The following is a 26,525-nucleotide window of genomic DNA, read 5'->3' as shown; positions in this document are numbered from 1 at the left end:
CGAAGCCGCAGTGGAGAGACCCGCTTCTCCACCGCCACCTCTACCCAGCCACGCGAAGCAGAATCCTCGCTTACGGCAGCTTCAACTCTTCCGGATCGCGGCCCAGCGTCAGGCACAGCGCCTCCACGCACAGGTTGTGATCCTGCCGCTGCGGCAGGCCCGACACCGTCAGTGCGCCTACAATCCCCGTTCCCGCGACATGAATCGGAAAGCTCCCGCCATGGCACGCATAGTCTTCGTCCGGCAGAGAGTACTTCTCCGCGAAGCCGATGTTGCTCTTCGCCAGGAACAGCCCCAGCTGGTAGCTGCTGCGATGAAAGCGCGCCACCACATTCGACTTGCGCTGCACCCAGCGTGCATTGTCCGGCGTCGTGCCCGGCAGCGCGCAGAAGAAGAGCTGCTGCGACGGATGGCCGAAGCGGCGAATATCGATCACCATCGTGTGGCCGCGCTCCACCGCCAGCTCGCGCACCAGCGTGCCCAGCCTCCAGGCGTCGTTGTTGTCAAAGTGCGTCAGGCGCAGCTCGGCCTCTTGGTGAATAACGCGGGCCAGGTCGTCCTGCGGGGGAATGCTCATGCTCGTTGAACCTCGTTTCTTCAAGAAAAGCCTATACGATGTGACAGGCGGATCTCGCCCCGGCGACGCTGCATTTCTACAATTGTTTACAGCGCCCCGCAAAGATATTGAGCTTACATAGGAGGACCTCCCCTTGGCCAAGGATCGCAACGTACTGGCGAAAGCTGTCATCATGGGTTGCATGATGGCTGTTACCGCGACCGCTCCGCTCTCCGCACAAACGCTCTCGGCGCAGGACCCGCTGCACGCATGGACCGCGGGCGCCGATCCCGCCTCGCTCGAGAGCTGGGTCAACGCCCGCCTCGCCGCCGCGCAGGCCGAGATCGACAAGGTCACCGCCGTCTCCGGCGCGCACACCGTCGAGAACACCGTCCGCCCCTACGACGAGGCGCTCAATCAGCTCTCCATCGCAGGCAACGAGAGCTACCTGATGTACTCCGTCGGCGACGCCGCTCCGCTGCGCGACAAGGGCCAGGCGCTGGTCGCGAAGATCTCCTCCATCTCCACCGATCTGAATCTGAACCAGAAGGTCTACAAGGCGCTGGCCGCCGTGCCGCTCACCGGCGTGGACGCAGCGACGAAGCACTACGTCGAACGCACCCTGCTGGAGTACCGTCTCGCCGGTGTCGACAAGGACGATGCCACCCGCAAGAAGCTCCGCGAGCTGCAGGACCGCATCACCCAGCAGTCGCTCGTCTTTGGCCGCAACGTCGCCGACGGTAAGAAGGAGATCACCGCCACCAAAGCTGAGCTCGACGGCCTGCCCGACGACTACATCGCCCGCCACAAGCCCAACGCCGACGGCACCTACACCCTCACCACCGACTCGCCCGACATGACGCCGGTGTCCAACTTCGCCAAGAGCGCCGACCTCCGCAAGCGCATGTTCATCGCCTACAACACCCGCGCGTATCCCAAGAACACCGAGGTGCTGCGCAATATCCTCGAGGCGCGGCAGGAGCTGGCGACCATCCTCGGTTACAAGACCTGGGCCGACCTCGCCACCGCCGACCAGATGATGGGCTCGGCCACCAAACTGCGCTCCTTCCTCGACGAGGTCTCGCAGGCCTCACGCCCCATCGCCGACAAGGAGTACGCCGACCTCTTCGCCTTCGCGCAGTCGCAGGAGCCCGGGCTCAAGTCCATCTCCGCCGCCGACGGCCGCTTCTGGGCCGAACAGTACCGCCGCGCCAGGTACGACTTCGACGCCCAGTCCGCCCGTCCCTACTTCCCCTACACGCAGGTGCAGGAGGGCATCCTCGCCACCGCTTCGAAGCTCTTCCACGTCGAGTTCAAGACCGTCACCGACGCAAAGCCGTGGGATGCCTCCGTCTCCGTCTATGACGTCTACGACGCCGCAGGCAGCGATCACCACAAGCTCGGTCGCATCTACCTCGACATGCATCCGCGCGAGGGCAAGGACAAGTGGTTCTCCGCCGCGCCCGTCGTCCCCGGCATCAAGGGCAAGCAGCTGCCCGAGGGCGCGCTCATATGCAACTTCTCCGGCGGCACCGCAGGCGATCCCGGCCTCATGGAGTACGGCGAAGTCGTCACCTTCTTCCACGAGTTCGGCCACCTCATGCACCACATCCTCGGCGGCCAGGGACAGTGGTCCAACGCCGGCGGCTTCAACGTCGAAGGCGACTTCGTCGAAGCCCCCTCGCAGATGCTCGAAGAGATGTTCCGCGACTACGACATCCTCGCCGCCTTCGGCAAGGACTACAAGACCGGAGCCGTCATCCCCCGCACCCTCGTCGACAAGATGAACGCCGCCGACGCCTTCGGCCGCGGACGCTGGGTGCAGGCCCAGCTCCTCTACTCCACCTACTCCTTCCAGGTGCATAACCAGCCGCCCGCTTCCATCGACTTCGACAAGCTCTGGCGCGAAGACTACGAACACTTCTCGCCCCTCACCTTCCTCGACGGCGACCACTTCTACACGAGCTTCACCCACCTCACCGGCTACTCGTCCAACTACTACACCTACATGCTCGACAAGGTGATCGCGGTCGACTTCTTCGCGCAGTTCGACAAGACCAACCTCCTCGGAGGCCCCGCCGCCATGCGCTACCGCAAAACCGTCCTCGAACCCGGAGCCACCAAACCCGCCGCCCAGCTCGTCCACGACTTCTTAGGCCGTCCCGAAAGCCTCGACGCCCTCAAGACCTGGATGAACGAACAGTTCGAGACAAAAGGGATGAAGGCAGCGAAGTAATCGACAAAGCAGTTTGTAGTAGTCGACGAAGTAGTTTTTGTACTCCGCAAAATCAGCCAGGGTTCACGGGCCTCCACGCCCGTGAACCGCTTACAAGCACCTGAAGACCATCACTCGCCCTCTGTAAAACGTGTCTCGAAAAAGGGTGTCATTCCGAGCGCAGCGAGGAACCCCCGCATTTTGCCTGCGGCTGCACAACACCACGCGCAGCCACCCTCACTACACGCAGCCAGCCTCCACACCTTCCCAACAAAGTGTCATCCCGACCGAAGGCGCAAAGCGCCGCAGTGGAGGGACCTGCGTTTGGACGGGTGCTGGCGCCCCACATCAAACAAACCAGCCACCAATGCGGGTGCCCCATTCATGGCGCAGTTTCATCGCGACATGAGTGGGCATTCGAGCGAAGCTCGAACCGCTTTAATCCTGTCAAGCTATCAAAACCCGCCATCCCAGCCTAACCACCACAAACCAGGCCACTTCCACCACAAGCCACAAGTGGCCAAACACCCCACTCACTTCACTACAATTAAGAAAGCAGCAGAAGAATAAGAAAAGCAGCGAACTAAGGAAAGCAGCAGATTAAGGAAAGCAGCAGAGAAAACGTCTGGCCACCAACGTGCGCTCGAAGTCCAGACTTAACTCCTGTCGTTGGAAGATTTTGCAGGAAAATGGGGGGGAGGGGGTCCCACCTCTCCACTACACTAAGACCCGATGCAACTCCGCACCATCCGAGCCACGCAGTACGTCACCGCTCTCCGCGAGGGCGGCAGCCTGCCCGCCATCGTCGCAGCCGACGACTTCGGCATGTACGTCGTCAAGTTTCGCGGCGCCGGACAAGGCCCCCTGGCGCTCGTCGCTGAACTCGTCGCCGGTGAGATCGGCCGTGCCCTCGGCCTCAACGTCCCCGAGCTGGTCTTCGTCGAGGTCGACGCTGCCCTCGGCCGCAACGAGCCCGATCAGGAGATCCGCGAGCTGCTCAAGGCCAGCATCGGCCTCAACCTCGCGCTCGACTACCTCCCCGGCTCCACCATGTTCGACCACGCCGCCGGCGACAAGGCCGACGCGAAGACCGCTTCGCTCGCCGTCTGGTTCGACGCTTTTGTCATGAACGTCGACCGAACCCCGCGCAACGCCAACCTGCTCGTCTGGCACAGGGAGCTCTACTTCATCGACCACGGCGCCGCCATCTACGTGCATCACGACTGGGAGTCGATGCCGCAGCGCGCCGAATCGCCCTTCCGCGAATCGAAGAATCACGTCCTTCTGCCATGGGCCACGCAGCTCGAAGAGGCCGATGCGACGGCGCGCAGGCTCATCACGGCGGACAAGCTGGCCGAAATCCTCGAAGCCGTCCCCGGCCAGTGGCTCACGCGCGATAACGACGGCATCAGCGCCGCCGAAAAGCGCGCCGTTTACCTCGACTTCTTCACCCGCCGTCTCGCCGCCTCCGCCATCTTCGTCAAGGAGGCCGCCGATGCCCGTCACCAGCTCGTTTGATTACGCCGTCGTCCGCGTCGTGCCCCGCGTCGAGCGCGGCGAGTTCATCAATGCAGGCGTCATCGTCTTCTGCCTCGAACACAAGTTCCTCGAAGCCCGCGTCATCGTCGACGAGCCACGCCTGAAGGCGCTCTGGCCCGCAATCGATCTCGCCCTGGTGCGCCGACATCTCGAAGCCATCCCTCGCGTCGCCGCTGGCGATCCCGCTGCCGGACCCATCGCGCGCCTCTCGCAGCGCGAGCGTTTCCACTGGCTCGTCTCGCCGCGCTCCACCATCATCCAGGTCTCGCCGGTGCATACCGGCCTGTGCGAGGGCGCTCCGCACGACGTCATCGACGGACTTTCGCAGCGCCTGCTCTGTCAGCCCGAGTAGCTTTCTCTGGTAGTTCTTCTACGAGATCTTCGCCAGCTGCGTCACCATGTACACGCCAAGTGCCACCAGCACTACCGCCAGTGCCACCGCAGGCTTTGACAGCCTTCCCGGCACCCAGCTTCCCTCGCGCAGCTGCCGCACCCTGATCGCATAGTGCGCCGTCGAGAGCACGATGCTCAGCACCCCGATCGCCATCAGCGTCGCGCCCGTAAACGCAGACCCCAGCCGCGCCACCGCCGGTGCACCGGAGACCGCCTGCAGCTGCCGCAGGTACAGCCCGAAGCGTGCAATCGCAAAGCCGAAGCCCATCAGCGCCACACCGGTGCGCGTCCACGCCAGCTGCGTGCGCTCTGCGGCGAAGTAGATGCGCGGATCGCGCTCTGCGGCTGACGGTTCTTCCGTGGGACTGGACATGCGCGGATTATAGTTCGCGGAAAAGGGCGCAAGAATCCTTCGTCGCTCGCGCTACCGTATCGCCCATCCCGCAAGCTTCTTCTGCGCTGTACCCACATCGCCCAGCTGATACATGCTCAGGCTCGCTGGGCGAAAGGCGATCGGCTGGAACGGCTCGGCCTTCAGCTTCGCGGCGAACTCCGGCGTCGTCAGCCCCAGCGTAATGTGCGGCTCATAGTGCTCGCCCGAGTGCGCCGGGATAAACTCCTCCACCCACTGCACGGTCTGCGCACTGATGCTGCCGCCTGGTGGGCGGACGAAAGCCTCCGCTGTGCCGCCACTCGCGGCATAAGGCTGTATGGCGCGGTCGATGGCGCTCTCCAGCCGCCGCAGCTCCGGAGTCAGCTCCACCTTGTAGAGCACGATGGCCGTGCCGCTCCAGCCGCCGACGATGTATCCCGTAACATCCAGCTTCATTGCGGCGAGGTTCTGCTCAGCGAAGACCCGCGCAACGGCGCCCCTGGCCTCGTCCATCCGCGACGCGGGAACGAACCGCTGCACCAGAGTGATGTGCGGCGTGTGCGCGGCATCCAGACCATAGCCCTGCGGATACGCGGTACGCAGGCGCGTATTCGTCTCCTTTGCCCTGGCTGCGATGTTGGCGTCGACCTCCAGCAGCACATCAACCGCGACCAGCGGCCCCTGCGCCGCCGTCTGAGCTTTTGCCGGTGTGCTGAGAAGCAGGGCAGCAAGCAGTGCGAAGAGCAGGCTGACTCCACTCCGTTTTGCAGGGCGGAAGGTGGAATCTAAGAGCGGCAGCGATCGGGGCGCGTTCACCTCAGGTACGTTCACCTCAGAAGTATAGAGAGCGACACTCCGCAGAAGGCTACCGCGGCGCGGCATCGATCCCCTGTTGCCGTGGCCAGCACAGCAGCAGCGACAGCGGCGCCAGCACATTCATGAAGGCGAACGAGATCCAGTGCGACGCCTCGCCGTAGTTGCGAATCCCCGAGCTGCCGTAGAAGCGGAAGATCATGAAGACTGCCAGCAGCGCCAGCCCGATCTGCGTGCGCTGGCTCTCCGGCGCGATGAAGCGAACCGCCTCCGGTGTAATCTTCGCCAGAAAGTGCCACACCGCCACGCAGAACGGCAAGCCCATCACCATCGCGATCCACCACGGTGAGATGTTCAGTCCTTTTGCCACCGTCGCCATGTCCGCATGCGTCGTAAAGGTTCGGCAGGGAACATAGGCGATAAAGTTGCCGACGTTCATCAGGCACAAAAGAAAGAAAAACAACGTCAGCCAGCGTCTTCCCTGCGCCAGAAACCGGCCATACAGCCGCCGCGACAGAAGGTAGCAGAGGCCGTTGCCGAACAGCACTCCGGCCACGGCAATCAGCGCGGCGTGCGCTCCCTTGCCTGCGGCAAAGATCGGAGCATAGTCGACGTTCTCGTCAATCTCGGCCTGAATCAGCAGGTTGACCGCGTCCAGATGCCCGTAGTCCAGGGCCAGGGGGTTCGCCTTATGTCCCAGTACCCACGCCACCACCGTATGCGCATACTCGTGGACAAGGTATCCCATGGCGTGCGCCAGCCACAGCTGTGCCACAAGGATCAGCCCAAAGCGCAGCGAGGGCACGACGGTTCTGGTTTGCATAAACGCATTCTAAACACAGCAGTTCCGGCTGCCGGAGGAAGATCGCTTCCGCACGGAGGCTCTTCCCGTGACGATCTGAAACCACATCGCCGGGCCGAAAGCCGGAATTCCGCGGAGGGGAGGTACGACAAACCGGCATTTTCTTGACATTGTCCTGCGCCAACAGCGATGCTTAGAGGCTAGGCACATCTTTGGGCCCTCAAGCGGAGTCGCGCCTCTTCGCGCTTTGCCGGGGCACTTATGGCCTGTCACCAAGGGGATGAAGCATTGATGTTTGCGATTTGGTTGCAGAGTGCGTCCGGCGGCCTGGGTAGTCTGGGCGGGCTGGCTCTGCCGGTATTGTTCTTTATCGTGCTGTACGTTCTGATGATCCTCCCCAACCAGCGGAAGCAGAAAAAGTGGCAGGAGATGCTGGGGCAGATCAAGTCGGGCGACCGCGTCACCACCAACGGCGGCATTCGCGGCACCGTGCTCACCGTCAAGGACGACTCCGTTATCCTTCGCGTGCAGCCCGACGGCGTGAAGCTCGAGTTCGTCAAGAGCGCCATCGCAGCCGTCACCACCGAAGACCAGGCGCCGGCATAGGAGCAGTAAAGCTCCACAGAAAAGATATCCAGAACGATATTCAAGGAATTTGAGGACGATCAGGGATCGCGGCGGCAGCAACAAGGCTTGCCGGACCTTGTGAAAAGAGATCATGGGAAAGAATCTGGCCGCTAAAACGGCGTTCATCATCGGTGTGCTGCTGGTCTTTGTCTACGGCATCGTAGGCATCCCCAAGGGTGGTTTCAAGCAGGCCATCACCAACCGCATCCATCTCGGCCTTGATCTTAAGGGCGGTGTTCACCTGGTGCTGCAGGTTCACGTTGAGGAAGCAGTCGCCTCTGCGGTCGATCGCGACGCCGTACGCCTGGCCAGCGATCTGCAGTCTGCCGGTATCGCTGGCGCTGGCGCAGCCCGCTCCGACGCCTCCAGGCCGACCACGATCGTCGTCACCGGCATTCCGATCGATAAGGTCGGCGATGCGCGCACCGTCTTCGGCAACGTCAATTACAGCAGCTACGACGCCACCACCAATGCCGACGGCAGCACCACGCTGACCATGAAGCAGCAAGCTGCGCGTGACATGTCCGACCGTACGGTCGAGACCTCCATCGAGACCATCCGCGAGCGCGTCGACAAGCTCGGCGTCAGCGAGCCCGTTATCCAGAAGTACGGCCTCGGCGAAAATCAGATCCTCGTTGAGCTGCCCGGCCTCGATAACCCGGCCCGCGTCGAGGAGATCATCCAGTCCACCGCCAAGCTCGAGATCCACGCCGTCACCGGCGGCCCCTTCGAGAACGAGCAGGCCGCCATGCAGGCCAACGGCGGCATAATTCCGGCCGACTCCATCCTGCTGAAGGGCGCATCGCAGGCCAATGCCCCCGAGCAGTTCTGGCTCCTCAAGCGCGCCAGCGAGGTTGAGGGCGTCGACTTCCGCGATGCTCAGCCCTCGACCGACCAGAACGGCCGCCCCAACATTACCTTCACGCTGACCACCGAGGCCGGCGACCGTTTCTACAAGTACACCTCCGAGCACTCGGCCACCGGCGCCACCCCCGGCTCCATGGCCATCGTGCTGGATAACAAGGTCCGCGAGGTCGCAGGCATCCAGTCCGCCATCCGCGATCGCGGCGAGATCACCGGAGCCTTCACCAAGGAGCAGGCAGCCGACCTCTCGCTGATGCTTCGCACCGGCGCTCTGCCCGCGTCGATCTCCTTCATCGAGACCCACACCGTCGGACCCTCGCTCGGTGCCGCCTCCATTCACCAGGGCATTGTCGCCGCCCTTGCCGGCATGATCGCCGTCATGGTCTTTCTGCTCATCTATTACAAGGGATCGGGCATCAACGCTATCCTCGCGCTGATCCTCAACCTGGTCATCCTGCTTGGCTTCATGGGCTTTACCGGATCGGTGCTGACCTTGCCCGGAATTGCGGGCGTCATTCTGACCATCGGTATGGGCGTCGACTCCAACGTGCTGATCTTCGAGCGTATCCGCGAAGAACTGCGCAACGGCAAGAGCGCCGCCATGGCCGTGCAGGAGGGCTTCGCGCACGCCTGGATCACCATCATGGACACCCACGTGACCACCATCGTCTCGGCACTGATCCTGTTCGTCTTCGGAACCGGACCGGTCCGCGGCTTCGCCGTCACGCTGGCCTTCGGTCTTCTGGCCAACCTGTTTACGGCCGTCTACGTCTCGCGCGTCATCTTCGACTCGCACCTGAAGGGCAAGGAGCGCGGAGCCGCTCTGTCGATTTAGTGGAATTTTAGAGAGCGCGGTGGCCAGAAGGGCCGCCGCCTGAGGATTGGGATCGTGGAACTATTTCGGAATACCAACATCGACTGGCTGGGGAAGAAGTGGTACTTCCTCGGCTTTTCGCTGATCTTTTCAATCGCGGGCCTCATCAGCCTGCTGTTCATCAATCACATTCCGCTCGGCGTGGACTTCAAGGGCGGCACCCAGGTGAAGGTCTCCTTCCCCTCGACGCCCAATGAAGACCATCTCCGCTCGGCCATGGACTCCTCCGGGGTCAAGGACTTCACCATTCAGCGCCTCACGGGCGCCGGCAATCAGGTCGTCGTCACCCTGCCTGAGACCCATACCGACGCCGGCAACGACGCGCCCCGCCAGGCGGTGATCAATGCGCTCACCAACAACTACAAGGACTCTTCCTTCAAGATCGAAGACTCCTACACTGTTGGGCCGACCGCCGGAAAGCAGCTGCGTAACCAGGCCGTGCTCGCGACCCTCTACTCGCTGCTCGGTATGCTGATCTTCCTCTGGTTCCGCTTCGAGTTGATCTATGGTCTGGCTGCCGTGGTCGCCGTCTTCCACGACACGCTGATCACCATTGGAGCCTTCAGCCTGGCCAACAAGGAGATCACCCTCACCGTGATCGCCGCGCTGCTGACACTCATCGGCTATTCGATGAACGACACCATCGTCGTCTTCGACCGTATCCGCGAGAATCTGGTCACCAGCCGCCGCGAGACGTTGGCCCAGGTGGTCAACAGGTCCATCAACCAGACTCTGAGCCGAACCGTGCTCAGCTCCGGCCTGACCTTCCTCACCGTCCTTTGCCTGTACCTGTTCGGCGGCGAGGTGCTCCACGGCTTCTCCTTCGCCCTGGTCGTCGGCATCCTCATCGGCACCTACTCGTCGATCGCCGTCGCCGCCCCCATGCTGGTGGCTTATCAGGAGTGGCGCTCGAAGAACGGCAAGTCGGCGCAGCTGCCTGCCAGCCGCAAGGCTCGCGCGTAGTCCTTAAGCTGCAAAAGGTTAGAGAGGCGCTCCCACAGTCGGGGGCGCCTTTTCCACATTCGGTGGAAATCTTTTTAGGGAACAGACTCCAAACCGGGAACAAAGTAAAAAGTCGCGGTGTCTAACTCAAAATAGCTCTTCTTTACCGAGGCTGGATATGTTTGAAGATTCGTTGATGGAGTCCGGCGGCAAGCTCAAGACCAAGTCCAAGTACTGGATGATCGGCACCTTTGTTTTTAACGGTGCCATCCTGGGGACGATGATCCTGATCCCGCTGCTTTATCCCGAGGCGCTGCCAAAGACGGCGATGACTGCCATGCTTTCGGCCCCGCCTCCGCCGCCACCCCCACCGCCACCTCCACCCCCGGCGCAGATTGTTAAGCCGATCAAGATGGTGTCTGAGATCGATCAGGGCCTCCATGCCCCGACCAAGATCCCCAAGGACATCAAGATGTTGAAGGAAGATGCCGCACCTCCGCCGCAGGTAGCCGGCGTAGCCGGTATGTCGGGCATGGGCTCCGGTTCTGGCGTCCCCGGTGGTGTCATGGGCGGCATGGGCAATGCTCCCGCTCCGGTCGTCAAGGCCGTTGAAAAGCCCAAGGGGCCGGTTCGCGTATCGAGCGGTGTCGTCGCTGGTAACGCGATCTCGCAGCCACACCCGGTCTATCCGCCGATCGCCCGTGCAGCGCACGTCTCGGGTGCCGTCGTCCTGCACGCCGTCATCAACAAGCAGGGCACCATCGAGCAGCTGTCGGTGATCAGCGGTCCTGAAATGCTTCGCGCCAGCGCCCTTGACGCGGTGCGCAACTGGAGATACAAGCCCTACGTCCTGAACGGCGACCCCACTGAGGTGGAGACGACGATCACGGTCAACTTCAACTTCGGCAGCTAACTCGATCCGAGGTTCCACCATCTTTCCTAGGGGAAGATGGTGCGACCCCAGACCGAACCCTGCGCATGAATCCATGACCCGCGAGCGTGACGCTTTCGGGGAGTATCGGCTAAGACATTCGTAAGTTTAGAGTTCCTAATCAGGAGGAAATTCTGTGATTCTCGCTCACCTCGCATCAACCGCTCATGTTCCCGCAACGCTGGCTCTCTTCTTCCAGGAGGGCGGCCAGGTCGGCTTCAGCCCTCTCCAGCTCTGGGGCAACATGGGCAATCTGGCCCGCGCCGTCGTCATCATCCTGTTCATTATGTCGATCTGGTCGCTGGCCGTGATCATCGATCGCGCGCTCTACTTCTCGGCTGCCCGCAAGCAGTCGCGTGAGTTCGCTCCCAAGGTTGCCGGCGCTCTGAAGGACGGCCGTCTGGACGAGGCGATCAAGGTTGCCGACCGCTCCAAGAAGTCGCACCTTGCTGAGGTTGTTACCGCTGGTCTGCAGGAGTTCCGCAGCTTCGGTTCCGGTGGCGCCATCACCGAAGCTCAGATCGAAAGCTCCAAGCGCGCCCTTGAGCGTTCCGAGGCCATCGTTCACGCCAAGCTGAAGCGCGGCCTGGGCGGTCTCGCCACCATCGGTTCGACGGCTCCGTTCATCGGCCTCTTCGGTACCGTGGTCGGTATTCTCAACGCCTTCCAGCAGATCGCTACCCAGAAGACCTCCGGTATCGGCGCAGTCGCCGGCGGTATCTCTGAGGCTCTCGTAACGACCGCCTTCGGTCTGCTCGTCGCCATCCCGGCCGTTATGACCTTCAACTACTTCACCAACAAGGTTGAGTCGTTCGACGTCGAGATGGACAACAGCTCCTCCGAGCTGCTGGACTACTTCATCAAGCAGAGCCACCGGTAAGATCCACCCCGGCAACCTCCGGGTGTCTTATCAGAAACGCATTCGCGGGAATGACAGCCTGAACGTCCCGGGTGCCAGTCAGCTGGCATCCGGGACCGAAGGAATCGGACCTGAGAGGGCGGATCGCCTCAAGACCGATACGCTGGATGGAGTAAAGACACATGGCAATGGCAAATAGGAACGAGGGTAAAAAGGTAAACTCCAACATCAACGTGACGCCGATGGTGGACGTCATGCTGGTGCTGCTGATTATCTTTATGGTTATTACCCCGATGCTGAACAACAAGGTGAACGTCGATCTTCCGAAGACGGATTCGGCAGTCGTCATGGAAGACGCTAACAAGGAAGATGCGGTAACGGTTGCCGTGACCCGCGATGGCAGGACCTTTCTGGGTGGCGACCAGGTGACGCTCGATGACCTGGGTCCGAAGATCGCATCGAAGCTTGAGAACAAGACCAACAAAGAGGTCTTCCTGCGCGCCGATGCCCGGGCCAACTACGGCAAGGTGATGGATGCGGTCGACGGCGTTCGCGCCGCCGGCGTCAGCCAGCTCGGCCTTCTGACCGAGAAGCGCGAGACCGAAGAACCACCAGTGAAGAAGTAAAGACTCGCCGACAAGGCGGAGTCGTACAGGGATTGAGGAGAATTAGCTATGGGAATGGGCGGTGGAGGAACAGGCGGAGCGGTCTCTGAGATCAACGTGACGCCGCTGATCGACGTTTTGCTGGTATTGCTGATCATCTTCATGGTCATCGTGCCGGTCACCCCGAAGGGCTTGGATACGCTGGTCCCCCAGCCTCCGAAGAACAAGACGCAGGATACGCCGAACGATCGGACGATCGTGGTTCAGGTCCTGTCGAACGGCGCTGGCGCGCCCTCGTACAAGATCAACGACAACGCCTTCAACAAGCAGGACCTCGAGCCGAAGCTGGCTGAGATCTTCGCTGCACGTTCGGAGAAGGTCATGTTCGTCAAGGGCGACAAGGATCTTGACTTCAGCAAGGTTGCTGAAGTCATCGACTATGGCCACCAGGCCGGCGTCGACAATATCGGCCTGATCACACCCCGCGTCGAAGCCGGCCAGTAGTCGGTGTTCGTTGCAACATGTCATCTCGGGCGGTCGGCTATCAACGGCCGCCCGATTACTTTGCTGCACAGGGGAAGGTCCTCTTGATACGCATGGGTTTGGCATGACGTATACAAAGACGATCCAATGAATTTTCTGTGCGGTTCATAATTTCTGAAGAGCATTTGCTGTTCTGCTCTGGCGAACAGGGGTTGTATACCGTTACAATCAACCCGAAAGCCCACATTCTGGCTTTATTGTTTTATTATTCCCGTCTGTAGATACGCGCCCATTTGAAGGAGATATCACGTCCCATGAAATTGACCGCACGGATTCCGGTTACGGCAGCTCTGCTGGCGCTTATGCTTGGTTCTGTCACCGGATGCAGCCGCCTGAAGGCGCGTGACCAGCTCACCAAGGGCGTGCAGGCATTCAAGAACGCACGCTACGAGGAAGCGGTCGATCACTTCGAGACCGCCATTAAGCTGGACCCGGACTATGAGACGGCCAAGCTGTACCTTGCGACGTCGTACTCCTACCAGGTGGTTCCGAATCTCGACACGCCAGAGAACATGAAGATCGCGCAGAAGGCGCTCGATGGCTTCCAGGGGATTCTTGCCAAGGATCCGAACGATCTCGCGGCGTTGAAGCAGATCGCGTCGATCTACTTCAACACCAAGAAGCTCTCCGAGGCGAAGGACTATCAGAAGAAGGTCATCTCGCTCGATCCCAAGGACTCTGAGGCCTACTACACTGTCGGTGTCGTCGACTGGATGCAGGCCTATCAGAATGCCCGCACCATCCTCGCCGCCGAGGGCGTCACCGATGACGGCAACGGCAACGTGAAGAAGAGTAAGGCTGCCTGCCAGAAGCTGCAGGAGCAGAATGGTCCGCTGATCAGCGAAGGCCTCGAGTTCCTCAACAAGGCCGTCGAGATCAACCCCAACTATGACGATGCGATGTCGTACCTGAACCTCACCTGGCGCCGCAAGGCCGATCTCGAGTGCACTGACGATAACGCCCGTAAGGACGATCTCGCCAAGGCTGACGATTGGGTCCAGAAGTCGATGGGCGCCCGCAAGGAAAACGAGAAGAAGAAGGAAGAGAAGAACTCTGGCGGCGTAACCATGCAGTAGCCGCGGATCTCCTCCGTATCGCGCAGTACAAAGGGCCTCCCGCAAGGGAGGCCCTTCTTTTTGTCGCTACGATGTAGCGCAGGTCTCAGTCTTCCGCCCGACCCGGCGAAGCCGCCGATCCGGCCAGCAGTCCACCGTCGATATTGAACTCGCTGCCGGTCATAAAGCTCGCCTCGTCCGAGGCCAGAAGGACAGCGACCGCGGCCACCTCCTCCACCGTACCGAAGCGATGCAGCGGGGTGTCCTTCACCATCTCCTTCATCCTCGCCTCGCGGTCTTCGCCGCTGCCCAGCATCGCCTCCCACATCGGCGTCAGGATCGCCGCCGGATGAATCGAGTTGCAGCGCACCGTCCAGCCCTGTTGTGCCGCATACAGGGCAACGGTCTTCGTGTGATTGCGGATGGCTGCCTTGCTCGCAGCGTACGCAGCCGCTCCGGGAATACCTACCAGTCCTGAGCGCGAGGACAGGTTGATGATCGACCCCGCGGTCTGCGTCCGCATCGCCCGCAGGGCATACTTGCAGCCCAGGAAGGTTCCATCCAGATTCACCGCCATGACGGCGTGCCAATCCGCCAGTGCCGTATGCTCCGGGTCGTGCGAGGCCGCGTTGCCTTCGAAGCCGGTGATGCCTGCGTTGTTCACCACAATGTCGAGCCGCCCATGCTGTGCGAGGATCTGCTCCGTCACCGCAGCCCACTCCGCCTCCTGACGCACATCGAGGTGCAGGTAGCTCGCGCTGTCGCCCAGCGACGCAGCCAGCCGCACACCGCGCTCGTCATCCACGTCCGTCAGCCATACCCTGGCGCCCTCGGCCACAAACGCCCGTGCAATGCCTTCGCCGATCCCGGCAGCCGCTCCGGTAATCAAGGCGACCTTGTTCAGCAGTCGTTTCATCCCATCATTGTTTCACCGTCGACCCTGCATACCAGCAGCGGCCGTATTGCTGCGCGGCGACCGGGCCGGTAAGATTGCGTCGGTTATGAAAAAAGTTCTGATCGCCAATCGCGGCGAGATCGCTCTGCGTATCATCCGTGCCTGCCGCGAGATGGGCCTCGCCACTGTGGCCGTCTACTCCGACGTCGATCGCATGGCGCCGCACGTCCTTGCTGCCGACGAGGCCGTCCGCCTCGGCCCCGCGCCTGCCGCAGAGAGCTACCTTCGCGGCGATCGCATCATCGCTGCCGCACGCATCCTTGAGGCCGATGCGATTCACCCAGGCTATGGGTTCCTCTCCGAGAACGCCGCCTTCGCAGACGCCTGCCTCGCTGCGGAGCTCAACTTTATTGGGCCTCCCGGCTCCGCGATGCGCGCTCTCGGTTCAAAGACGCTGGCCCGTCAGGCCGCCGACAAGGCGCAGATGCCCCGCGTCCCCGGAACCGTCACCGGCCTCGCCTCCGTTGAGGAGGCGCTTCACGTCGCAGAGGAGATCGGCTATCCCGTCATGCTCAAGGCCGCGGCAGGCGGCGGAGGCAAGGGCATGCGCGCCGTCACCTCTGCCACCGACCTCCCTTCAGCCTTCGCTGCTGCCTCCAGCGAGGCCGAGCGCAGCTTCGGCTCCAGCGAGGTCTACCTCGAAAAGCTCATCGAACAGCCGCGTCACATCGAGATCCAGATCATCGCCGACCAGCACGGCAACTGCATCTACCTGGGCGAGCGCGAGTGCTCCGTGCAGCGCCGCCACCAGAAGGTTATCGAGGAGGCGCCCTCAGCCATCGTCGATGAGGATCTGCGCCGTCGCATGGGCGAGGCCGCTGTGCGCCTCGCGCTCTCCGCCGGATACGTCAACGCGGGCACCGTCGAGTTCCTCGTCGACGCGCAGCGCAACTTCTACTTCCTCGAGATGAATACGCGTCTCCAGGTCGAGCATCCCGTCACCGAGATGGTCACCGGCCTCGACCTCGTCCATCTGCAGATGAGCGTCGCGATGGGCCAGCCCCTCGGCCTTACGCAGAGCGACGTCGCCCTGCGCGGCCACGCCATCGAGTGCCGTATCTACGCTGAAGATCCCGACAACAACTTCTTCCCCTCGCCCGGCCTCATCACGCGACTCCTGGAGCCATCCGGCCCCGGCATCCGCCTCGACTCCGGCGTCTACGCCGGCTTCACCGTGCCGCTCGACTACGACCCCATGCTGGCCAAGCTGGTCGCCTACGCCCCCACACGCGCGGCCGCCATCGACCGCATGCTGCGCGCCCTGGACGAATACACCATCGGCGGTATCCGCACCAACATCGCACTCTTCCGCCGCATCCTGCTCGACGAAGGCTTCCGCACCGCCGCCATCGACACCGGCTACCTCGAGCGCCTGCTCGTTCAGCAGCAGGCATCAGAGTCAGTGTCCCCGCCGCCGGAGATCGTCGCCTTAGCCGCTGCCATCCTCTCCAGCGCAAGCGTCACTGCATCGGTGCCTGCGGCGACACCTGCCACCCGCTGGACCTCCACGGCACGGCGAGAAGGGCTGCGCGCATGACCGTCTGGGTTGAGATCGCCGGAGCGAAGCATCGTGTAGAGCTGCCCGCTGAACTTTCTGTAGGCGGCGAGCATGAGTGCCTCGTCGACGGCAACAATATTCTCGCGGACGCGAAGCTCATCGCGCCCGGCGTCCTCTCGCTCCTCGTCAGCGGCTGCCAGTATCTCTGCACGCTCGACGGCGAAACCCTGCGCATTGGCCAGCGAACCTATCCCTTCACCATTGACGATCCCCGCTCCCTGCGCGGAAGAAGCAGCCAGGCAGACGCCGCCTCCGGCCCTCGCGCGGTCAAGGCTCCCATGCCAGGTCGCGTCGTGCGCATCCTCGTCGCTGAAGGCGAGCAGGTCGAAGAGCATCAGGGCGTCATCGTCATCGAGGCCATGAAGATGCAGAACGAGCTGAAGGCCCCCAGGGCAGGCCGCATCTCCCGTATCGCCGTGGCAGCAGAAGACGCCGTCGGTACCGGACATATCCTCGTCGTCATCGAATAAAACTCTCCCCTTGACAATCGACAGGAAAAGCATGCACTCTTGTCGATCATCAAGGGGAGTCGCCGACGCATGCCGCCATCATCCGATCTATTACAGGGAACTCTCGATCTGCTCGTTCTGCGCACGCTCTCCTCCGGCGAGGCGCACGGCTGGGGCATCGCGCAGCGCATCCAGCAGGTCTCCCGCGAGGTGTTGCAGGTAGGGCAGGGCTCGCTCTACCCCGCGTTGCACCGTCTCGAATATAAGGGCTGGATCAAGGCGGAATGGGGCGACTCCGAAAATAATCGCAAGGCGAAGTTCTACTCGCTCACAAAGAAGGGTGAGAAGCAGCTCGCCGCTGAGCTCGAAAACTGGGAGCGCCTCTCCGTCGCCGTCGCCCTCGTCCTCAAGGAGGCCTGAAGCCGATGGACACGCTGCGAGAGACGTTGCGACTGTGGACCACCCGCCTGCGCATGATCTTTCGCCGCAGCGACACGGACTTCGACGACGAGCTGGCCTTCCACATCGAGCAGGAGACCGCGCAGCACATCGCCCGCGGCATGTCACCCGACGAGGCACGCCGCCAGGCCATGATCGCCTTCGGCAGCCTCTCCCGCACACGCCAGCACTCCCGCGAAGTCAGTCCCATGCACTGGCTCGAGATCTTTCTTCAGGACGTCCGCTATGCCTTGCGCGGCTTCTCTCGCAGTCGGAGCTTCACGATTACTACCATCGTGATCCTGGCTCTTGGAATAGGAGCGACTACGGCAGTCTTGAGCGTTGTGGATCGAATCTTGTTTCGTACTCTGCCTTACACGCATGCGGACCGGTTGGTTTCAGTGGGACTGGTGCATTCGATGGAGACGGAAGAATTTATGCTCGGCGGCTTTTACTACGATTGGCGGAGGAATCAGCAACCCTTCGAGGCAATGACATCGGAGGGAGCTGTTACAAGAGAGTGCGATCTGACGGAGGGCAATCCCGCACAGTTGAGCTGCCCCACTATCGAGGTCAATTATCTTCCGACCTTTGGAGTTTCTCCTGTGTTGGGCCGTAATTTCCTTCCGGAAGAGGGGCGCCCGGGAGGACCGAATGTCGCACTGATCTCCTATGGCTTATGGTTGCGGCATTACAACCGCGACCCCAGTGTGTTGAACCGAACTATCGAGATCGATGGGAAGCCCGTCCGCGTGATCGGCGTCCTGCCACGCGACTTCGAGATGCCGCGGTTGCAAGAGGCCGACGTAATCTTTCCCATGACCATGGATGAGGCGGCGGACCGTAAATCCAACGAAGGGATTGGATCTCCAAAGCGCGTCTTTGCACGGCTGAAGCCGGGAGTCACAGTGGAGCAGGCATACGCCCAGCTGGGGCCGCTCTTCGAGCAGACGCAAAAGTGGATTCCAGCAGAGATCCGCGCTGATTTTCACCTGAGAATTCGATCGCTTCGCGATCGTCAGATGCAGAACGTGCATTCAACGGCCTGGGTACTTCTGGGAACGGTGTTTGCGGTGCTGCTTATCGCCTGTGCGAATGTGGCGAGCCTATTGATGGCGCGAGGAGCTGTAAGACAACGTGAGCTTGCGGTACGCTCCGCGCTTGGTGCAAGCAGAGCTCGATTAATACGTCAGGCGCTGACCGAGGCCTTGCTTCTCTCCGCTGCCGGTGCCATTGCCGGCACTCTCCTGGCACAGGGCCTGTTGCGAGTGTTCATTGCCCTCTCGCCTGCGAGTATTCCTTATATTCACAAGGCTCAGCTCGATCTGCGAATCATCTCGTTCACCGTTGTTCTTTCGTTGATCTCCGGCCTGGTCTTCGGATTGATCCCGGCGCTGCAGCGACCACGCGAAGATGTCCTCACTGGCCGCTCCGTTACATCGACGTCACATGCTGCGATTCGTCAGTGGCTCGTTGTTATACAGCTTGCGATGAGCGTCGTGCTGCTGACAGGAGCAGCGTTGCTGTTGCGCAGTTTTTGGAGTCTCCAGAGCCAGCAGCTTGGAATGCGTGAAGACAACACGGTCACAGCCAGCATCACGCTGGGCGCGCGCAACTACTCCACCCCTGTAAGCAAGATGAACTTCTTCCAGTTGCTGGCAACGCGACTGCGCTTTGGCCCAGGAATCAGTGTCGTCTCCGTAAGCGATAGTCTGCCTCCTGCGGATGGGCATGACGGCGTGCGTTATGGGGAGATCTTTGTCTCGGGTAGACCTCGAACGATCGGTGGAGAAGATGTTGTTGTGAAATATCGCCTGATTTCACCGGATTATTTCCGTGCTCTGGATATCTCGATGGTGCAGGGCGAAGGCTTCCACGAAGAGGATCTGAATTCCAACGATCGTTTCGTCGTCCTCAGTCAGCGTCTGGCGGAGATGTTGTTTCCATCTCATGATGCGATTGGGAAGAGATTGAACTTCAATCACGTTAACAATCCTAATGCGCCTTGGTACACCGTTATCGGTGTAGCCGCCAACGTGAAAAATGGTGGGCTCTCGGGCGAGCAGATGCCGGAGTACTACCATCTGCGACGGAACCGCGAAGAGGACTGGGCCGGTCATGGAGTCTGGGGCCCGACTTCATTGATTGTTGTCCGAAGCTCGCTGACTACCGATGAGACCGCAAAGTGGATTCGCGCACAGGTTTCAGCTCTCGATCCTACGATTCCTGTAGATATTGCAACTCTCAAGCAGAGAGTGAGCAAGCTCGCCGACCAGCCTCGCTTCGCGACTGTGCTGGTCGGCTTCTTCGCAGCCACTGGACTGCTGATGGCCGTCATTGGCCTCTACGGCGTCATCGCCTATCTCGTCACGCAGCGCGAGCGCGAGATCGGGGTGCGCATGGCGCTCGGTGCCAGCCGTGAGAGTATCCTGCGCATGATCCTCGGCCGCAGCCTGCGTCTCATCGTATGCGGAGCTGCCGTTGGACTCTGTGCCGCGCTCGGCCTCTCGCACCTGTTGCGCAGCATGCTCTATGATGTCGGCCCGCACGATCCCTTCAGCTACACCATCGTGCTCCTCCTGCTCGCCGCAACAGGGATGATGGCATCGCTCCTTCCCGCGCGCTCGGCCACACAAGTCGATCCCGCCACTGTGCTGCGCAGCGAGTAGTCATATTCTTTTCGTCCCCGCAGGAAGGAGGGTCTACAATCCTCGCAAAGTAAAAAATCTGTCGTTACGATCAGCGCGAGGCGGAGGCTCTCATGAGCGAAGACGTGGCCGTTAGCACTACGAAAGGCTTAAGCGAAGTGGAGCGCGTCGTCGATGTCTTCATCGCTCCCTCGAAGACGTTCACCGACATCCTGCGCAGCGCGAAGTGGTTGCTGCCTTTTTTGTTGATGGTCGTCATGACGCTGGCCAATAGCTTCGTCATCGAAAAGCAGGTCGGCTGGCCGCGTGTCGTCGAAAACCAGATCCACCAGAGTCCGCAACAGGAAGAGAAGCTGAGCCAGTTGACACCAGAGCAGCGCGCCGCGCAGCTTCGCGGTATGGCGGGTGGATATCGCTACACCAGCTACGCCTCACCCGTCATCATCCTCATCTTCGTTGCCATCACGGCGCTTCTCTATTGGGTCTCGTTCAACTTCGGTCTTGGCGCGCGCACCACCTACATGCAGATGTTTGCCATCTGCGTGTACGCCTCGCTGCCCAGGCTCATCGCAGGCCTGCTCTCCATCTTGTCGCTCGTCTTTGGCGCGGACCCCGACGGCTTCGATCTGCGCAACCCCGTCGGCACGAACCCCGCCTACTACCTGCCCGACGCTGGAGCGGCGGTGAGAGCAGCGCTTGGCTTCTTCGATGTCATCGGCATCTGGGTGCTCGTGCTGCTGATCCTCGGAACGTCCATCGTGGCCAAGGTCTCACGCGGCAAGGCCGCCGCCGTCATCATCGGATGGTGGGTCTTCGGCCTTCTGCTTAGTGTCGGTATGGCCACAGCCTTCAGCTAATCGCTACGGTACGGGGAACGAGGTGAATGTGCTCGCCGGAAGCCCCGCGCCGTTGTAAAGATTCGCAGTCGAGTAGCTCTCCCATGCGTAGCGCACGAACTTCGGCTGCGCCACCTGCGGGCTGCTGACCACCACCGTGTCGCCCTCGATCTTCGCCGTCGCTGCAACGAAGTTGCCGTCTGTGCCTGCCAGCTCAAAGCCCGTTAGCGCGCCGCCCTTCGCATTCAGCCCCTTGGCCTCGTCGAACCACACGTGCATCTGGTCGCCCACGGGATACGCCAGCCGATACAGCGGTCCGCTCGCCACCAGCTTCTCGCCATAGGAGACGCTGCGTGCGGCCAATGCCAGCCGCTTGCCCACCGTCTCCTTGTCCGGCGGATGAATATTCTTCTCTTCGCCGATATCCAGCGTCACGGCCATGCCCGTCTGCGTGAGGCCCAGCGTGCGGCGCTGCGCATCGCGCACCAGTCCCCAGCCGGAGTCACCGGGGATGCTGTACGACGACAGCTGCACGAACAGGAAAGGGAAGTCGCCCTGCCTCCACTGTCGTCTCCAGTCCTGGATCATCGCCGGAAACAGGCGGCTGTACGTCTCCGCGTAACCAGCCTCGCGGTTGGCCTCCCCCTGGTACCAGATGGCGCCGCGAATCGGCATTGGGGTTAAGGGTGCAATCATCGCGTTGTACAGTCCCGCGGGCTCCCACGACGTCGGATCGGGTTTCCATCCACGCGGCGCAGGCGCTGGCCTGCCTGCTGCCACCGCCGCCTTGGCAATCTCGCCGTAGCGGCGTTCCGAGGCCTCACGATTCATATGGGCCGCTCGTCCCGCGAAGACCTGCATCAGCCCCGCATCCGACGACAGCGTCTCCAGGCTCGTCCACGCCTCCGCCGGCGTGCCACCCCATGTCGTGTCGATCAGCCCGATCGGCACCTTCTCCCGCTGCTGAATCTCCAGGCCGAAGAAGTAAGCCGCCGCTGAGAATGTCTTCGCCGTCTCCGGCGTGCACTGCGACCAGCCGCCCTTCACCGCCTTCGCATCGTCCAGCGGGTACTCTGACGAGTCCTTCTCCACAAACAGCAGCCGGATCTCCGGACGGGTCGCTGCCGCGATCACCTTTTCGCTGTCCTTGATCGGAGCGCCGTTGAAGCCCATCAGCGGCATCTCCATATTCGATTGCCCGGAGGCGATCCACACATCGCCCAACAGAATGTCGTCGAGCGTGATGGTGTTGGTGCCCTTCACCGTCAGCGTGTACGGACCTCCGCCCGCAGGCTCGGCAGGCAGGTAGACGCTCCAGCGCCCATCCGGCCCCGCCTTCGCCGTCCCGGTACTCGCGTGAAAGGTCACCGTCACGCTCTCATCCGGCGCGGCTGTGCCCCATACATGGATCGGCATATTGCGCTGCACCACCATGTGGCTCGAGAGGATCTTCGGCAGCGTAACCTCGGCGTGAGCAGCGGCGAGGCAGCAGGTGGCGGCGGCAAGCATCAGAAAGCATCGAGGCATCAGGGCGGAACGCAGCATCATCGGCACATGTCTCCAACGCCAACCTTTATACCCTGAAAAGCCCGAAGCAGCGTCACCCGTAGACAGGGCAGGGAAGAATACCTCGTCTTCGAGTCCTTTATTAAAGTCGTTTCGTAGACAGGATGAGCTATTAGTTCTACATTGAAGTAGTAATGGGTCACATAAAACGCCTGCGCACGGAGTAGACGATGCCCCTTCACAACGCACTCATCACGCGATCCGCTCTCAGCCTCATCCTGCTCACTCTTGCGCCTGCTGCGTATGGGGCAGTCATCGAACGCCACATCGACGCTGCAAGCCTGCGCGGCAGCACCATCGGCACGCCCACGGAGCGCCGGGTCGCCATCTATCTGCCTCCTGGCTATGAAGGATCGGCGCAGCACTATCCCGTCATTTACATGCTGCCAAATCCCATAGGCAGCTTTCGCGGCGACTTCGACCAGCACCATGCCGATACTGTCTTCGACGAAGCTATCGCCTCCGGTGCGCTGCCCGCCTGCATCGTCGTCGCTCCCGATCTCAACACGCCCATCGGTCCCTCCTGGTACGCGAACTCGCCTGTCACCGGCAACTGGGATGACTACGTCGTCAAGGAACTTGTGCCTTACATCGACGCCAACTTCCGCACCCTGCCCACGAGCGCATCCCGCGGCATCACCGGCAACTACATCGGTGCCTACGGCGCGCTACGCCTGGGAATGCTGCACCCCGACGTCTTCGGCTCCGTCTACGGCATGCACCCTGTCGGTACCGGCTCCGGTGTCCAGGCCATGACCTCGCGACCGGACTGGGATCTCCTCGGTCACGCCACCTCCATCGACCAGGTGCGCAACGCAGGCTTTTCCGCGCTCTTCCTCTCCATCTTTCAGGCCTTCCTGCCCGATGCCTCGAGACCTCCTCTCTTCGTCGATCTTCCCGCTGCAAAGAGTGGCGACACGCTCACCATCGACGCCGCGCAGACGCGCCGCCTCCGCGCGAACTTCTTCATCGCCGAGCTGGTCCCGGCCAATGCCGAGAAGATCCGCACCCTCCGCGGCCTCAAGTTCGACTGGTCGCGCAACGACTCCATCTACGACCACATCTACTCCAACCATGCCCTCACCCACCTGCTCAACGAGTACGGCATCCCGCATGAAGCGGAAGAGTACAACGGCACCGGCGACTCCTACTGGAGCACCGACGGACGCATCCGCAACGAGGTGCTGCCCTTCTTCCGGCAGCACCTCGCCGCTCACTAGGCAGCGGCAAAAAGGATTGCCGTCATCGGCGGAATCACGTTACACTGAACGCGGACTTATTTAGTCCTATTTGCAAGTTATGACTCAGATTCTGCGGCTGTCTTTTGGCGAAGCGCTGCGCCTCTGAGGAGATCCTCCTGAGGAGTTTCCGGCGCTCTAAGTATCGTGCGCCCGGCAGAGACCTGACGCCCTCGTCTCCATAAAACCCTCAGATTCAACCCCCTGCGCCGTCGCCGCACGTCCGGCCGATGAGCGCATGCCTTCGTGCGGCCATCCCGGTCGCGCCGGCAGAAATGAAAGGAACGCATGCGCTCAACTCGCCTCCTCTTCCTGGCTCTCGCCGCCTCCCTCTTCACCACGGCGGCTATCGCAGTCCCCGTGCGGGCCGATGACGGCAAACTCCCGGGCGCGGCCGAGAGCTCCGAGGGCACCGCTGGTGCTGAGGGGGCGCCGGTCTCCTGCAGCACCTCCACAGGACCGCAGCGGAAGCTCACCGGCGTTGTCACAGACCCCTCCGGTGCGGCCATCCCCAACGCGCATCTCACGCTCACCTGCGGCGACAGCTTCCACGCTGAGGCCACCAGCTCTGCCACCGGCGCCTACACCTTCATCGTGCCCGCAGGCGCCTACCTGCTCGGCATCGAAGCGCCCAACTTCGGCAGCACCACGCAGCAGCTTCGCATCGCCAACACCGACACTGCCACCGAGTTGAATGCTGTCCTGCGCGTCGGCCAGGTCTCGAGCGCCGTCACCGTCTCCGCTGGCAATGCCTACGCCGTCACCGAGTCCAGCGGCGGCACCAAGACCGATCTCCCGCTCAACGAGGTGCCGCAGGCCATCAGCATCGTCAACCGCGACCTGATGAACTCGCAGAACGTGGTCAAGCTCGACGATGCCCTCAAAAACGTCGCCGGCGTCATGCCCGGCGGCTACTACGACGGCTGGGACTACTACCGCATCCGCGGCTTCGACGCCTCCTTCAACACCTACATCGATGGCCTGCGCGGCGGCAACGGCATGATGGAAGAGACCTGGGGCCTCGAGTCCGTCGAGGTGCTCAAAGGCCCATCGTCCGCGCTCTACGGACAGAGCGTGCTGGGCGGTATCGTCAATATCGTCACCCGCAAGCCCGTGCCCGACCGCTTCATCCACGCGCAGCTCAACGCAGGCTCGTTCAACTTCGTCGATCCTGCCATCGACATGGGCGGCTCGCTGAACTCCTCGCACACCCTTTACGGTCGACTCGCGGCGCTCTATCACTCGTCCGACTCCTACGTGAACTACGCCTACCGTCACCGCTACTACTTCGCGCCGTCGCTCACCTGGAAGCCCCGTGCCGGCACCACGCTCACGCTCATCGGCCGCATCCAGCGCGACAACGGACGCAACGGCATGCCGCTGCCCGCGCTTGGTACCGCGCTGCCCAACATCAATGGCCCCATCGCCATCAGCACCTACGACGGCGAACTGGAGGCCAACGCCAACAAGCTTGCGCAGGCTAACCGTCAGTTCGGTGTGCAGCTGAACCACAGCCTCAGCGAGCACTTCACCCTGCGCGAGAACGCCCGCTTCGCCTGGTACACGCAGGACTGGAACCGCATCTACTACCCGTCTTATCTCGACGCGGACCAGCGCACGCTTTACCGCTATCCCCTCAGCTGGCATGGCCCCTGGCAGACGCATGAGGCCGACACCAGCGTGGAGGCGCGCGGCAGCTTCCTGCACATGGACCACAGCGCGTTGCTGGGTGTCGACTTCTACCGCAACCCCACCACCGCGCGCGGCTACTCCATCGACTTCAGCAATCCCGTCTACGAGGGCATCGATCTTTACAACCCCGTCTACGGAGCCAACCCCATCCAGGCGCTCTCGCTCTACACCTCCAGCGATACCGTCACCCAGTACACCGGCATCTATCTGCAGGACCACATCCGCCTGCCGAAGAGCATCACCGTCACAGCCGGAGGCCGCATGGACCTGGCAAAGAACGAAAGCAAGGGCACGGCCAACCAGAACGACACCGGCCTCACCCCGCGCATCGGCGTCACCTGGCAGGCCATCCCGTCCACCACCGTCTACGCCAGCTTCAGCAAGTCCTTTCTTCCCCAGTCCGGCATGGTCTACGACGGCACCACCACCGGCCACTTCATCGCGCCTGAGCGCGGCCAGCAGTGGGAGGGCGGCATCAAGAGCGCCTTCCTCGGCAACCGCCTCATGACCACCGTGGCCATCTTCCAGCTCAATCGCGGCAACGTTTCTACCAGCGATCCCGGCCACCCCAACTTCTACCTCGTCACCGGCCAGCAGCGCAGCCGAGGCGTCGAGCTGGAGGCCACTGTTCACCCACTCGCCGGATGGAACATTACCTCTGCCTATTCCTACATCAATGCCATCGTCACCGATGACACCTCGCTGGCCTATGGCACCCCCACGCTTAACGCGCCGAAGAACATCTTCAGTGTCTGGTCCACCTACGAGGTCCCGCGCGGCCCCGTGCGCGGCCTGGGCTTCGGCATCGGCGGACGCCACTACACCACCCAGGGAGGCGATCTCGCCGACTCCTTCCAGCTGCCCGGCTACGGTGTCGTCGATGCGTCGATGACCTACCGCCGCGGCCCAACGCAGTGGCAGGTCAACGCCAACAACCTCGGCAACAAGCGCTACTGGGCAGGCTCCTACAGCGACGTCTACGTGAAGCCGGGCGAACCCCGCGTCATCCGTGGCACGGTCTCCTGGAACTTCTAAGCACCGTCAGCGGTAGCACCGTCAGCAGCAAAACGAAGAGGCCCGGCATTTTGCCGGGCCTCTTCTCCTTCGTACACATTGTCATTCCGCAGCAGCAGAGCGGAGGAATCTGCGCTTCC

24 protein-coding genes are annotated in these 26,525 nt (G+C 62.0%); 18 read left to right on the top strand and 6 right to left on the bottom strand.

Going from position 1 to position 26,525, the window contains the following annotated elements:
- Positions 1–70 precede the first annotated feature (70 nt).
- On the bottom strand, positions 71–577 hold the full coding sequence (locus PW789_RS18935) for a heme-degrading domain-containing protein (protein WP_299379789.1): 507 nt from the start codon (positions 575–577) through the stop codon (positions 71–73).
- Positions 578–710: 133 nt separating this feature from the next.
- Here PW789_RS18935 and PW789_RS18930 point away from each other — a divergent pair, with 133 nt between their 5' ends.
- The 3 genes from PW789_RS18930 (at position 711) to PW789_RS18920 (ending at position 4,662) form a co-directional block, all read left to right on the top strand.
- Positions 711–2,792, top strand: coding sequence for a M3 family metallopeptidase (locus PW789_RS18930; protein ID WP_299379786.1), 2,082 nt, complete (start codon positions 711–713; stop codon positions 2,790–2,792).
- Between the two features lie 711 nt (positions 2,793–3,503).
- Entirely contained in the window at positions 3,504–4,289 is a 786-nt protein-coding gene (locus PW789_RS18925; RefSeq protein ID WP_299379783.1) for a HipA family kinase, read from the top strand.
- Entirely contained in the window at positions 4,267–4,662 is a 396-nt protein-coding gene (locus PW789_RS18920; RefSeq protein WP_299379780.1) for a DUF3037 domain-containing protein, read from the top strand. The genes PW789_RS18925 and PW789_RS18920 overlap by 23 nt, the downstream gene beginning before the upstream one ends.
- A gap of 18 nt (positions 4,663–4,680) precedes the next feature.
- Here PW789_RS18920 and PW789_RS18915 read toward each other — a convergent pair whose 3' ends face one another.
- Genes PW789_RS18915 through PW789_RS18905 form a run of 3 tightly spaced genes read right to left on the bottom strand, consistent with a single transcriptional unit; the run spans position 4,681 to position 6,712 of the window.
- Positions 4,681–5,076, bottom strand: a complete 396-nt coding sequence (locus PW789_RS18915) for a DUF202 domain-containing protein (RefSeq protein ID WP_299379777.1) — start codon at positions 5,074–5,076, stop codon at positions 4,681–4,683.
- Between the two features lie 51 nt (positions 5,077–5,127).
- A complete protein-coding gene (locus PW789_RS18910; protein ID WP_299379773.1) occupies positions 5,128–5,892 on the bottom strand; it encodes a 2'-5' RNA ligase family protein in 765 nt (254 codons plus the stop codon).
- 49 nt (positions 5,893–5,941) lie between these two features.
- Positions 5,942–6,712, bottom strand: a complete 771-nt coding sequence (locus tag PW789_RS18905; protein WP_299379770.1) for a hypothetical protein — start codon at positions 6,710–6,712, stop codon at positions 5,942–5,944.
- A gap of 270 nt (positions 6,713–6,982) precedes the next feature.
- Between PW789_RS18905 and yajC the strand changes: the two genes are divergently transcribed.
- From yajC to PW789_RS18865, 8 genes are all read left to right on the top strand, one after another.
- Positions 6,983–7,297 (top strand): preprotein translocase subunit YajC, encoded by a 315-nt coding sequence (yajC, locus tag PW789_RS18900; RefSeq protein ID WP_299379767.1) that lies wholly within the window; start codon positions 6,983–6,985, stop codon positions 7,295–7,297.
- A gap of 112 nt (positions 7,298–7,409) precedes the next feature.
- A complete protein-coding gene (gene secD / locus PW789_RS18895; protein WP_299379763.1) occupies positions 7,410–9,017 on the top strand; it encodes a protein translocase subunit SecD in 1,608 nt (535 codons plus the stop codon).
- Between the two features lie 54 nt (positions 9,018–9,071).
- A complete protein-coding gene (gene secF, locus PW789_RS18890; RefSeq protein WP_299379760.1) occupies positions 9,072–10,019 on the top strand; it encodes a protein translocase subunit SecF in 948 nt (315 codons plus the stop codon).
- Positions 10,020–10,176: 157 nt separating this feature from the next.
- A complete protein-coding gene (locus tag PW789_RS18885) occupies positions 10,177–10,911 on the top strand; it encodes an energy transducer TonB (RefSeq protein ID WP_299379757.1) in 735 nt (244 codons plus the stop codon).
- 154 nt (positions 10,912–11,065) lie between these two features.
- Positions 11,066–11,809, top strand: coding sequence for a MotA/TolQ/ExbB proton channel family protein (locus PW789_RS18880; RefSeq protein ID WP_299379754.1), 744 nt, complete (start codon positions 11,066–11,068; stop codon positions 11,807–11,809).
- A 161-nt stretch (positions 11,810–11,970) separates the two neighbouring features.
- A complete protein-coding gene (locus PW789_RS18875) occupies positions 11,971–12,414 on the top strand; it encodes a biopolymer transporter ExbD (RefSeq protein ID WP_299379751.1) in 444 nt (147 codons plus the stop codon).
- Between the two features lie 48 nt (positions 12,415–12,462).
- Positions 12,463–12,897 (top strand): biopolymer transporter ExbD, encoded by a 435-nt coding sequence (locus tag PW789_RS18870; RefSeq protein ID WP_299379748.1) that lies wholly within the window; start codon positions 12,463–12,465, stop codon positions 12,895–12,897.
- Positions 12,898–13,190: 293 nt separating this feature from the next.
- Positions 13,191–14,012, top strand: coding sequence for a tetratricopeptide repeat protein (locus tag PW789_RS18865; protein ID WP_299379745.1), 822 nt, complete (start codon positions 13,191–13,193; stop codon positions 14,010–14,012).
- A gap of 85 nt (positions 14,013–14,097) precedes the next feature.
- Here the strand turns inward: PW789_RS18865 and PW789_RS18860 are convergent, their stop codons facing one another.
- Positions 14,098–14,907: a glucose 1-dehydrogenase gene (locus PW789_RS18860; protein WP_299379742.1), complete on the bottom strand. Its 810-nt coding sequence runs from the start codon at positions 14,905–14,907 to the stop codon at positions 14,098–14,100.
- An 85-nt stretch (positions 14,908–14,992) separates the two neighbouring features.
- Here PW789_RS18860 and accC point away from each other — a divergent pair, with 85 nt between their 5' ends.
- From accC to PW789_RS18835, 5 genes are all read left to right on the top strand, one after another.
- Complete coding sequence (gene accC / locus PW789_RS18855; RefSeq protein WP_299379739.1) at positions 14,993–16,483, top strand: acetyl-CoA carboxylase biotin carboxylase subunit; 1,491 nt, start codon at positions 14,993–14,995, stop codon at positions 16,481–16,483.
- Complete coding sequence (locus PW789_RS18850) at positions 16,480–16,974, top strand: acetyl-CoA carboxylase biotin carboxyl carrier protein subunit (protein ID WP_299379736.1); 495 nt, start codon at positions 16,480–16,482, stop codon at positions 16,972–16,974. The genes accC and PW789_RS18850 overlap by 4 nt, the downstream gene beginning before the upstream one ends.
- Positions 16,975–17,043: 69 nt before the next feature.
- Complete coding sequence (locus tag PW789_RS18845) at positions 17,044–17,373, top strand: PadR family transcriptional regulator (RefSeq protein ID WP_299379733.1); 330 nt, start codon at positions 17,044–17,046, stop codon at positions 17,371–17,373.
- Between the two features lie 5 nt (positions 17,374–17,378).
- Entirely contained in the window at positions 17,379–20,060 is a 2,682-nt protein-coding gene (locus tag PW789_RS18840; protein WP_299379730.1) for an ABC transporter permease, read from the top strand.
- Between the two features lie 92 nt (positions 20,061–20,152).
- On the top strand, positions 20,153–20,896 hold the full coding sequence (locus tag PW789_RS18835; protein ID WP_299379725.1) for a YIP1 family protein: 744 nt from the start codon (positions 20,153–20,155) through the stop codon (positions 20,894–20,896).
- A gap of 3 nt (positions 20,897–20,899) precedes the next feature.
- On the opposite strand, the gene PW789_RS18830 is transcribed toward PW789_RS18835, so the two are convergent.
- The gene (locus PW789_RS18830; protein WP_299379721.1) at positions 20,900–22,423 is read right to left on the bottom strand and encodes a sialate O-acetylesterase; all 1,524 of its coding nucleotides are present in this window, start codon (positions 22,421–22,423) and stop codon (positions 20,900–20,902) included.
- A gap of 188 nt (positions 22,424–22,611) precedes the next feature.
- Between PW789_RS18830 and PW789_RS18825 the strand changes: the two genes are divergently transcribed.
- On the top strand, positions 22,612–23,661 hold the full coding sequence (locus PW789_RS18825; RefSeq protein ID WP_299379716.1) for an alpha/beta hydrolase-fold protein: 1,050 nt from the start codon (positions 22,612–22,614) through the stop codon (positions 23,659–23,661).
- Positions 23,662–23,967: 306 nt separating this feature from the next.
- On the top strand, positions 23,968–26,406 hold the full coding sequence (locus tag PW789_RS18820) for a TonB-dependent siderophore receptor (protein WP_299379711.1): 2,439 nt from the start codon (positions 23,968–23,970) through the stop codon (positions 26,404–26,406).
- Positions 26,407–26,525: the final 119 nt, after the last annotated feature.

The sequence above is a fragment of the Edaphobacter sp. genome (assembly GCF_028283685.1).
Lineage (GTDB): Bacteria > Acidobacteriota > Terriglobia > Terriglobales > Acidobacteriaceae > Edaphobacter.
Note: the sequence above shows the minus strand (reverse complement) of the source record. Positions and strands in the feature narration are given on the sequence as shown.

Coding starts and splice junctions, on each gene's coding strand:
- PW789_RS18935 (WP_299379789.1), bottom strand. CDS start 577: ATGAGCATTCCCCCGCAGGACGACCTGGCCCGCGTTATTCACCAAGAG.
- PW789_RS18925 (WP_299379783.1), top strand. CDS start 3,504: ATGCAACTCCGCACCATCCGAGCCACGCAGTACGTCACCGCTCTCCGC.
- PW789_RS18920 (WP_299379780.1), top strand. CDS start 4,267: ATGCCCGTCACCAGCTCGTTTGATTACGCCGTCGTCCGCGTCGTGCCC.
- PW789_RS18915 (WP_299379777.1), bottom strand. CDS start 5,076: ATGTCCAGTCCCACGGAAGAACCGTCAGCCGCAGAGCGCGATCCGCGC.
- PW789_RS18905 (WP_299379770.1), bottom strand. CDS start 6,712: ATGCAAACCAGAACCGTCGTGCCCTCGCTGCGCTTTGGGCTGATCCTT.
- yajC (WP_299379767.1), top strand. CDS start 6,983: ATGTTTGCGATTTGGTTGCAGAGTGCGTCCGGCGGCCTGGGTAGTCTG.
- secD (WP_299379763.1), top strand. CDS start 7,410: ATGGGAAAGAATCTGGCCGCTAAAACGGCGTTCATCATCGGTGTGCTG.
- PW789_RS18885 (WP_299379757.1), top strand. CDS start 10,177: ATGTTTGAAGATTCGTTGATGGAGTCCGGCGGCAAGCTCAAGACCAAG.
- PW789_RS18875 (WP_299379751.1), top strand. CDS start 11,971: ATGGCAATGGCAAATAGGAACGAGGGTAAAAAGGTAAACTCCAACATC.
- PW789_RS18870 (WP_299379748.1), top strand. CDS start 12,463: ATGGGAATGGGCGGTGGAGGAACAGGCGGAGCGGTCTCTGAGATCAAC.
- PW789_RS18865 (WP_299379745.1), top strand. CDS start 13,191: ATGAAATTGACCGCACGGATTCCGGTTACGGCAGCTCTGCTGGCGCTT.
- PW789_RS18860 (WP_299379742.1), bottom strand. CDS start 14,907: ATGAAACGACTGCTGAACAAGGTCGCCTTGATTACCGGAGCGGCTGCC.
- accC (WP_299379739.1), top strand. CDS start 14,993: ATGAAAAAAGTTCTGATCGCCAATCGCGGCGAGATCGCTCTGCGTATC.
- PW789_RS18850 (WP_299379736.1), top strand. CDS start 16,480: ATGACCGTCTGGGTTGAGATCGCCGGAGCGAAGCATCGTGTAGAGCTG.
- PW789_RS18845 (WP_299379733.1), top strand. CDS start 17,044: ATGCCGCCATCATCCGATCTATTACAGGGAACTCTCGATCTGCTCGTT.
- PW789_RS18840 (WP_299379730.1), top strand. CDS start 17,379: ATGGACACGCTGCGAGAGACGTTGCGACTGTGGACCACCCGCCTGCGC.
- PW789_RS18835 (WP_299379725.1), top strand. CDS start 20,153: ATGAGCGAAGACGTGGCCGTTAGCACTACGAAAGGCTTAAGCGAAGTG.
- PW789_RS18830 (WP_299379721.1), bottom strand. CDS start 22,423: ATGATGCTGCGTTCCGCCCTGATGCCTCGATGCTTTCTGATGCTTGCC.
- PW789_RS18825 (WP_299379716.1), top strand. CDS start 22,612: ATGCCCCTTCACAACGCACTCATCACGCGATCCGCTCTCAGCCTCATC.
- PW789_RS18820 (WP_299379711.1), top strand. CDS start 23,968: ATGCGCTCAACTCGCCTCCTCTTCCTGGCTCTCGCCGCCTCCCTCTTC.